The following is an 8735-nucleotide window of genomic DNA, read 5'->3' as shown; positions in this document are numbered from 1 at the left end:
GAAGCGGTCCGGCCACCACGCCACCCGCTCCGGGTCGGGGTGGCGGTACTTCTCCAGCAGCACCGGGTCGGGGTCGCGCGGGCGCGTCGGGACCGGCAGATAGCCGTCGACCGGCAGCATCGGCTCGCGCACCAGATCGCCCTCGAGCAGGGCCGCCGTGCCGAGTCCGCACGCGAAGTCCAGCTCGGGCAGCGCCCCGGCCAGCGCGAGCTGCGCACCCAGCCCCACCCCGGTCTCCAGCGCCGAGGACACCACCACCGGCAGCCCGGCCGCCTCGGCCACCCGCAGCGCGCGGCGCACCCCGCCCAGCGGTGTGCACTTGATCACCGCGATGTCGGCCGCTTCGGCCACCGCGACCCGCAGCGGGTCCTCGGCCCGGCGGATCGACTCGTCGGCCGCGATCGGCACGTCCACCTTCCTGCGCACCGCCGCGAGCTCCTCCACCGTCGGGCACGGCTGCTCCACGTACTGCAAACCGCCCGCCGCCCGATCGAGTTCGACGATGTGCGCGACGGCGGTGTCCACATCCCAGCCGGCGTTGGCGTCCACCCGCACCGAGCCCGCGGGGCCGAGCGCGTCTCGAACGGCGGCCACCCGCTCCAGATCCTCGCCGAGTGATCCGGGGTGGTCGGCCACCTTGACCTTGGCCGTGCGGCACCCGGAGTCCAGCACCATCCGGCGCGCGCGTCCGGCGTCGACGGCGGGCACGATGCAGTTCACCGGAATCCACTGCCGCACCGGCTCCGGCCAGCCCTGTTCGGCCTGCTCCAGCGCGGTGGCCAGCCAGGACGCGGCCTCGCGGTCGTCGTATTCGGGGAACGGGCAGAACTCGCCCCACCCCTTCGCGCCGGGAATCACCATCCCCTCGCGCACCGTGATGCCGCGGAACCGCGTGCGCATCGGAACGGCATAGACGACCGGTTCTGCGGGCAGGCTCATCCAGCCACAGTAGGCCGCCGAGGGGCCGCCGGTCACGTGTTCCCTGTCGCCCGTCCATCGCGACGCAAGGCGTGAGCGATCCGGGCGGCCCCGGCAGTTGCCGACCGTCGCCGCTCAGATCCGCTCGTAGATGGTGGCGTTGGCCAATCCGCCCGCCTCGCACATCGTCTGCAATCCGAATCGCGCGCCGCGCTCGCGCATGGCGTGCACCAGCGTGGTCGCCAGCCGCGCTCCCGACGCGCCGAGCGGGTGGCCGAGGGCGATGGCCCCGCCGTTGACGTTCACCTTTCCGAGGTCGGCCCCGGTCTCCTCGGCCCAGGCCAGCACGACCGGCGCGAACGCCTCGTTGATCTCCACGAGGTCGATGTCGGACAGCTCGAGTCCGGCGCGCCGCAGCACCGTTCCGGTGGCGGGGATGACGCCGGTCAGCATGAGCAGCGGGTCGTCGCCCGCCACGGCGAAGCTGTGCACCCGCGCCAGCGGCGTCAGTCCCAGTCGCGCCGCCCGCTCGCCGGTCATGATCAGCACCGCCGCGCTGCCGTCGCTGATCTGGCTGGCCGAGGCCGCGGTGACGCGCCAGCCGATCTCCGGGAAGCGCTCGGCCATCGCCGGGTCGTAGTAGGCGGGTCGCAGCGCGCCCAGCGTCTCCAGCGTGCCGCCGACGCGGATGCCCTCGTCGGTCTCCAGTCCCGCGATCGGCGCCAGTTCCCGGGTGAACAGCCCGTTCTTGGTCGCCCGCGCCGCCTTCTCGTGGCTGGCCAACGCGAACTCGTCGAGCCGGGCACGGCTCAGCCCCCAGCGCGCCGCGATCAGTTCGGCGCTGATGCCCTGCGAGACCAGGCCGTCGGGATAGCGCTCGGCGAACCCGGCGCCGGAGATGTCGTCGGTCCCGATCAGGTTGGAACCCATGGGAATCCGTCCCATCGACTCCACGCCCGCCGCGACCACGATGTCGTAGGCGCCCGCGATCACGCCCTGCGCCGCGAAGTGGATGGCCTGCTGGCTGCTGCCGCACTGCCGGTCCACCGTGGTGGCGGGCACCGACTCCGGGTATCCGGCGGCCAGCGCGGCGCGTCGGGTCACGTTGGCGCCCTGTTCGCCGACCTGGGTCACCACGCCGCCGATCACGTCGTCGATCAGCGCCGGGTCGATGCCGCTGCGGTCCACCACCGCGCGCAGGCTGTGCGCGAGCAGATCGACCGGATGCACTTCGTGCAGGGCCCCGTTCGGCTTGCCCTTGCCGATCGGCGTACGGACGGCTTCGACGATCACCGCGTCTCTCATGGTGGTTCCTCTCGAACCCGCGAGCCGGGCCCCGTTGACCTGACTCGACTTTCCTATAGTCAGATTAGCGCTGACTTCAGTTCGGTCAACCCAGCGAGTCGTATGATGTGCGTCATGGCAGCGGTGATGGAAGGCCCCCTGGCGGATCTGAGCGCGTGGCAGGCCGTGGACTGCTCGATCGCCAAGGCCATGGACCTGGTCGGCACCCGCTCGGCCGTGCTCATCCTGCGCGAGGCCTACTACGGCACCCGCCGCTTCGACGGCTTCGCCGCCCGCGTCGGCATCACCCCCGCCGCCGCCTCCGCCCAGCTGCGCAAACTCACCGAGGCCGGCCTGCTGGAGAAGATCCCCTATCGCGAAGAGGGCAAGCGCACCCGCCACGAATACGTCCTCACCCCCATGGGCCGCGACCTGCTCCCCGCCGTCCTCGCCCTCATGCAGTGGGGCGATGCCTACCTCCAGCCCGGCCCGCCCCCGCTCCAGCTGGTCGAAGCCGCCACCGGCGCCCCCGTACGCGTCGAGATCCGCAGCGCCACCGGCAAACGGATCGAACTCGAAGAGCTCGGCGTCCGAGTCAACGAGGACTACCTCCGCAGCCGCCGGTCCTGACCGCGCTGCTACGGGGAAGTGCACCGACGCGCCCGTTACGGCATCAGTTTTCGGCGAGCCGCTGGGGTTCGATGAACGAGACGGCCGCACCCGTGATCCGGTGTGCGGCCGTCGGTATGTATCCGATCAAGGCTTGCGCGCTCGTGGCGCCATCGCCGCGAACCGCTCGCGCGTCACTGCGCCAGGACTCGGCGATTCGGCGACAACGTGCTCCTCGTCCGCCGAGGCGCGTCGCCCCGGCCGCCGATCCCAGCGGGTGGCGAACGCCTCGATCGCGCGAGCATCCCACACCGGCCCGGTCCGCAACCGATACAGCGGCTCCGGGAAACCGGCCGTACTCTGCAGCTGGTGGACCCGCTGCCGGGAGATCCCCAGTTGATCGCCCACCTCTGCGGCGGAGACGAGGTGGGGAAGATTCTGCGCCGTCGACGCGTCGGCAGCGACGAGTTCCTCCTCCCAGGTGTCGAGCGTGGCCCGGTCGACATCCGTCAGGTCATAGCGCAGGGTCACAACCCAGATCACGGGACTCACGCTCCTTCCACAGGGATCCTGCGAACGAGAACGGACCGCACCCCGGGATCCGGTGGTGCGGCCCGTGCCGTCGGGAGCGGCCGTCAGTTCAGGCGGCGCCCGTCCTCGGGAGCGAAGAAGTAGGTGTGCTCCGGGGTGGTGGAGAGATAGAGCCGGTCGCCCTTGGCGGGCGGGTTGCGCCAGTCCGCGCGGGCGACGATCGTCTCGCCGGGCCCGTAGCCGAGCGTGCGGCCGTAGACGTAGGCGTCGGAACCGAGTTCCTCGACCACGTCCACCTCCATCTCGATCCCCGAACCGCCCATGTCGAAATGCTCGGGCCGGATGCCGACGATCAGCTCGCGTCCGCCCTGCTCGGCCACCGAACGCGGCACCGGCAGCCGGAAGCCGCCCAGCTCCACCGCGCCGTACTGGATCGGCAGCGTGAACATGTTCATCGCGGGCGAGCCCATGAAGCCCGCCACGAACGCGTTGGCCGGGTCGCGGTAGAGATCGCGCGGGCTGGCGCACTGCTGCAACAGCCCGTCCTTGAGCACCGCCACCCGGTCACCCATCGTCATGGCCTCGACCTGGTCGTGGGTGACGTAGACGGTGGTGGTCGAGAGCCTGCGCTGCAATTGCGCGATCTGGGTGCGGGTCTGCACGCGCAGCTTGGCGTCGAGGTTCGACAGCGGCTCGTCCATGAGGAAGACCTGCGGCGAGCGCACGATCGCCCGCCCCATCGCCACGCGCTGGCGCTGACCGCCCGACAGCGCCTTGGGCTTGCGGTCCAGGAACGGCTCGAGATCCAGCAGCTTGGCCGCCTCCAGCACCCGCTGGTCCCGCTCGGCCTTGGCGACCTTGGCCAGCTTGAGCGCGAAGCCCATGTTCTCGGCCACTGTCATGTGCGGGTAGAGCGCGTAGTTCTGGAACACCATCGCGATGTCGCGTTCCTTCGGCTCGGCGTGCGTGACGTCCTTGTCGCCGATCAGGATGCGCCCGCCGTTCACCTCCTCCAGCCCGGCCAGCATGCGCAGCGAGGTGGACTTCCCGCAGCCGGACGGACCGACCAGCACCAGGAACTCGCCGTCGGCGATCTCCAGTTGCAATTCGTCGACAGCGGGCTTGCTCGCCCCCGGATAGAGCCGGGTGGCGCGCTCGAAGGTAACCGTGGCCACGGCAGAACTTCCCTTCACCGGCAGGAACGTGCCGGACGATCCGAGTAACAGGGGTCGGGGGGACTCTAGACCAGCCGCGGCCGCCGAGGGGTTTGTGGGAGCGATCCCCGGGTAGGCGACGGGCGAACCGAACCGCGAACAGAGGAGCATGTCGATGACCGATGTCGCGTCGCAAGGCGCCGCCGCGGGCGACGACCGTCAGGTCCTGACCAATCGACAGGGCCATCCTGTCCACGACAACCAGAATCAGCGGACGGTGGGGGCCCGCGGGCCGGCGACTCTGGAGAACTATCAGTTCCTGGAGAAGATCAGCCACTTCGACCGGGAACGCATCCCCGAGCGCGTGGTGCACGCCCGCGGCTTCGTGGCCTACGGCTACTTCGAGGCCACCGGCAAGTGGGGCGACGAGCCGATCCAGAACTACACCCGAGCGAAGCTCTTCGCCGAAGCGGGCAAACGCACCGACCTCGCCGTGCGCTTCTCCACCGTGATCGGCGGCCGTGACTCCTCCGAGGCCGCCCGCGACCCGCGCGGCTTCGCCGTCAAGTTCTACACCGAGGACGGCAACTGGGATCTCGTCGGCAACAACCTCGGCGTCTTCTTCATCCGGGACGCCATCAAGTTCCCCGACGTCATCCACGCTCTCAAGCCCGACCCGGTGACCTTCCGTCAGGAGCCCGCGCGCATCTTCGACTTCATGTCGCAGACGCCGGAGTCCATGCACATGCTGGTCAACCTGTTCAGCCCGCGCGGCATCCCGGCCAACTACCGCACCCAGCAGGGCTTCGGCGTGAACACCTACAAGTGGGTCAACGCCGAGGGCGTCACGCACCTGGTCAAGTACCACTGGATTCCGAAGGCGGGCGTGAAGAGCCTGACCGAGGCCGACGCCGCCGCCATCCAGGCCGAGGACCTCGGCCACGCCAGCAAGGACCTCTACGAACACATCGAGGCCGGTGACTACCCGGAGTGGGAGCTGCGCGTCCAGCTCATGAGCGACGACGAGCATCCCGAGCTGAACTTCGACCCGCTCGACGACACCAAGGTCTGGCCGGAGAACGAGTTCCCGCCGAAGGTCGTCGGCAGGATGGTCCTCGACCGCAATGTCGGCAACCACTTCCTGGAGAACGAGCAGATCTCCTTCGGCACCGGCGTTCTCGTCGACGGCCTGGACTTCTCCGACGACAAGATGCTGGTCGGACGCACCTTCTCCTATTCCGACACCCAGCGTTACCGCGTCGGCCCCAACTACCTGCAACTGCCGGTGAACAAGCCGAAGAACGCGCACGTGGCCACCAACCAGCAGGGCGGCCCGATGGCCTACGGCATCGACGACGTCGGATCGAACCCGCATGTCAACTACGAGCCGTCCATCACCGGCGGCCTGCGTGAGGCCGAGGCGCCCACCCCGGACGAGCAGGGCCCGGAGATCCGCGGCAGGCTCACCCGCAAGCGCATCCCCCGCACCAACGACTACGAGCAGGCGGGGCAGCGCTACCAGCTCATGGCGCAGTGGGAGAAGGACGACCTGGTGAAGAACCTGGTCGCGGGCATCGGTGAGGCCGTCCGCGAGGTCCAGGAACGCATGGTCTGGCACTTCTTCCTGTGCGACGACGAGCTGGGCGAGCGGGTCGGCGAGGGCCTCGGCATCACCGCCGACGACGTGCGCGGCCTGCCCCCGTTGCAGAGCCAGACTCTCTCGGAGGAAGAGCGGCAGCGCGCCGCCAACCTCGGCAAGAACGGCCCGCGCGATGTCTCCGGCCTGGAGATGACCCACTGCGTGCCGAACGAACGTGAGGTGCACGCGGCCTGAGCACGGTGGAGCGCGCAGGCGGGACGGGCCGCTCGGGTCCGCCCCGCCGGCGCGAACGCATCGCGCCACGAATCGCATTCGCCGCGATGGGCCGCCGCGCGAGTAGGGTCGATCGCGGACAGCTGCCCGAAAGGGAGGACTTCAGATGAGCCGACCGGTTCGCATCGCACTGCAATTGCAGCCCCAGCACGCCCCCGACTACGGCCTGATCCGCGACGCCGTGCTGCGCGCCGAGGACGCGGGCGCCGACATCGTCTTCAACTGGGATCACTTCTACCCGCTCAGCGGCGACCCCGAGGGCGCGCACTTCGAGTGCTGGACCATGCTCGGCGCCTTCGCCGAGCAGACCGAGCGCGTCGAGATCGGCGCGCTGGTCACCGGCGGCGGCTACCGCAACCCCGACCTGCTCGCCGACATGGCCCGCACCGTCGACCACATCAGCGGCGGCCGCCTGATCCTCGGCATCGGCGCCGGCTGGTTCCAGAAGGACTACGACGAGTACGGCTACGAATTCGGCACCGCCGGAACCCGTCTGGCGCTGTTGAAGGAATACCTGCCCCGCATCACCGCCCGCCTCGGCAAGCTCAACCCCCAGCCCATCCGCCGCATACCGATCCTCATCGGCGGCGGCGGTGAGAAGAAGACTTTGCGCCTGGTCGCCGAATACGCCGACATCTGGCACAGCTTCGCCGATCTCGACGCCCTGGCACGCAAGAACGTCATCCTCGCCGAGCACGCCGCCGAGGTCGGCACCGACGCGAAACGCATCGAACGCTCGGTGGCCTGGCCCGGCCTCGACCAGGCCAAGGCCTACCTCGACGCGGGCGTCACCCTCTTCACCGTCGGCTCCTCCGGGCCCGGCTACGACCTCGAGGAGTTGAAGGCCGCCATCCGCTGGCGCGACGAGGTCAACCCGCCGGACGTCAGCGGAGCGTCCTAGCGGCTCGGACCGCCCGCGCCGCTCCGAATCCGGGAACGCGCGTGAGTGGTCCTACTCGGAGAGATCCACGCTTGACCTTGACGCTGGTGTGAGGCCCTACGGTGCGGGCATGGGATTCGCTTCGACGTACTTCAACGGACGGCCCGCCACGGTCGAGGATCTCGCTCCGCTGGCGTTCGCGGGGTTCGCGCACTTCACGGCGATGCAGGTGCGGGGTCGGGCGGTGCGGGGCCTCGATCTGCACCTGGAGCGGTTGCGGTTGGCCAGTGACGAGTTGTTCGGGGGGCATCCGGCGGACGAGCGGGTTCGCGAGTCGCTCTCGGCCGCGTTGCGGGACGCGCCGGAGGATGTATCGTTGACCTGCTATCTGACCTCACGGCCCGGTGAGTTCATGCGGGCGGACGGGTCGGTCGCCATCGATGTGCTGGTGCGGGTGGGAGACCCGGCTACGCCGCCCGCCGGGCCGTTGGCGCTCGACGTGGTCGCGCACGAGCGGTATCTGCCGCACATCAAGCATGTGGGGGAGGTGGCGAAGACGCGGTTGCTGCGGCGGGCGAACGCGCGTGGGTTCGACGACGCCGTGTTCACCGATGGACAGGGGAATCTGAGTGAGGCGACGATCTGGAATCTCGCCTTCTGGGATGGGCGGTCGGTGATCTGGCCGCAAGCCCCGATGTTGCCGGGAGTGACCATGCGGATCGTGCGGCGGCAGCTCGACGCGCTCGGCGTGGATCAGGTCACGCGGGCGCTTCGGGTCACCGATATCAGCCGCGATCTGCAAGGGGTGGTGCTGAATTCGTGGACTCCGGGAATCGCCGTCTCGCGGATCGGGGAGCAGCGGCTCGGGGATGCCGGTGAGTTCGTGGCCCTGCTGCACGAGGCGTACGAGTCGGAACCCGCTGTGCCTATTTCGCACCTGCCTCGTTGAACCTGCTTCGTCGAACCTGCTTCGTCGAACCTGCCGCTGGGAACCCTCAGGTGAGGAAGGTGGCCAGAGCGGCCCACAGCAGGGGGGAGTGTTCGGGGGCTCCGGTGGTGCGCCAGGCGTCGAGACGGGTGCGTTGCCAGCTGTGCAGCGCTGTGAGGGGGTCGTCCTGGTCGTGGGCGGCGTCGACGGCGCGGATGGCGTCCTGGAGGGGGTGGACTCCGGGGGCGCAGGCGTAGCGCTGGACGGCGAGGTCGGTGGGCAGCGGCCAGCGGGTGGCGGTGACGAGTTCGGCGCCGCCGTGGAGCATGGCGGCGACCAGGCCGAGGGATTCGGTGAAGCGGAGGTCGCCGCCGCTTTCGCAGGCGATGAGGGCGACCCGGCTGGGGATGGGCCACAGGTCGGCGCCCGCCACCGGGTCAGGGGTGAGGGTGTGGGTGCCGAGCAGGAGGTCTTTGGCGGACAGGGGGCGGTGGGTGCGTTGGGGGGCCGCGAAGCCGGTGGTGTCGGCGGTGCTGGCGAGGTGGAGCTCGGCGTTCT

The 8735-nt window shown here is 69.9% G+C and carries 7 protein-coding genes and 2 pseudogenes; 4 read left to right on the top strand and 5 right to left on the bottom strand.

From position 1 onward, the window contains the following. Both QH283_RS06270 and QH283_RS06265 read right to left on the bottom strand, forming a co-directional pair. On the bottom strand, positions 1-939 hold a 939-nt coding region (locus QH283_RS06270; protein WP_280502066.1), incomplete at its 3' end, for an o-succinylbenzoate synthase. A gap of 114 nt (positions 940-1053) precedes the next feature. After that, positions 1054-2223, bottom strand: coding sequence for a thiolase family protein (locus tag QH283_RS06265; RefSeq protein ID WP_280502065.1), 1170 nt, complete (start codon positions 2221-2223; stop codon positions 1054-1056). Positions 2224-2325: 102 nt separating this feature from the next. Here QH283_RS06265 and QH283_RS06260 point away from each other — a divergent pair, with 102 nt between their 5' ends. After that, the gene (locus QH283_RS06260) at positions 2326-2832 is read left to right on the top strand and encodes a winged helix-turn-helix transcriptional regulator (RefSeq protein WP_432420673.1); all 507 of its coding nucleotides are present in this window, start codon (positions 2326-2328) and stop codon (positions 2830-2832) included. A gap of 231 nt (positions 2833-3063) precedes the next feature. Here QH283_RS06260 and QH283_RS30170 read toward each other — a convergent pair. Together QH283_RS30170 and QH283_RS06250 are read right to left on the bottom strand one after the other, a co-directional pair. Further along, positions 3064-3243 (bottom strand): annotated as a pseudogene (locus QH283_RS30170) (helix-turn-helix transcriptional regulator); the annotation flags it as partial. 203 nt (positions 3244-3446) lie between these two features. Beyond that, positions 3447-4517 (bottom strand): ABC transporter ATP-binding protein, encoded by a 1071-nt coding sequence (locus tag QH283_RS06250; protein ID WP_280502062.1) that lies wholly within the window; start codon positions 4515-4517, stop codon positions 3447-3449. A gap of 154 nt (positions 4518-4671) precedes the next feature. Here QH283_RS06250 and QH283_RS06245 point away from each other — a divergent pair, with 154 nt between their 5' ends. The 3 genes from QH283_RS06245 to QH283_RS06235 all read left to right on the top strand — a co-directional run bounded on the left by QH283_RS06245 (position 4672) and on the right by QH283_RS06235 (position 8198). Next, positions 4672-6330 (top strand): catalase, encoded by a 1659-nt coding sequence (locus QH283_RS06245; RefSeq protein WP_280502061.1) that lies wholly within the window; start codon positions 4672-4674, stop codon positions 6328-6330. Between the two features lie 145 nt (positions 6331-6475). Beyond that, positions 6476-7270, top strand: a complete 795-nt coding sequence (locus QH283_RS06240; RefSeq protein WP_280502060.1) for an LLM class F420-dependent oxidoreductase — start codon at positions 6476-6478, stop codon at positions 7268-7270. 109 nt (positions 7271-7379) lie between these two features. After that, entirely contained in the window at positions 7380-8198 is an 819-nt protein-coding gene (locus QH283_RS06235; protein WP_280502059.1) for an aminotransferase class IV family protein, read from the top strand. A gap of 46 nt (positions 8199-8244) precedes the next feature. On the opposite strand, the pseudogene QH283_RS06230 reads toward QH283_RS06235, so the two are convergent. Further along, positions 8245-8735 (bottom strand): annotated as a pseudogene (locus tag QH283_RS06230) (CHAT domain-containing protein); the annotation flags it as partial.

The organism is Nocardia farcinica (assembly GCF_029867845.1).
In the GTDB taxonomy this organism is placed as follows: domain Bacteria; phylum Actinomycetota; class Actinomycetes; order Mycobacteriales; family Mycobacteriaceae; genus Nocardia; species Nocardia farcinica_A.
This window is presented reverse-complemented; position numbering and strand designations above follow the sequence as displayed.

Coding starts and splice junctions, on each gene's coding strand:
- QH283_RS06240 (WP_280502060.1), top strand. CDS start 6,476: ATGAGCCGACCGGTTCGCATCGCACTGCAATTGCAGCCCCAGCACGCC.
- QH283_RS06265 (WP_280502065.1), bottom strand. CDS start 2,223: ATGAGAGACGCGGTGATCGTCGAAGCCGTCCGTACGCCGATCGGCAAG.
- QH283_RS06245 (WP_280502061.1), top strand. CDS start 4,672: ATGACCGATGTCGCGTCGCAAGGCGCCGCCGCGGGCGACGACCGTCAG.
- QH283_RS06260 (WP_432420673.1), top strand. CDS start 2,326: ATGATGTGCGTCATGGCAGCGGTGATGGAAGGCCCCCTGGCGGATCTG.
- QH283_RS06235 (WP_280502059.1), top strand. CDS start 7,380: ATGGGATTCGCTTCGACGTACTTCAACGGACGGCCCGCCACGGTCGAG.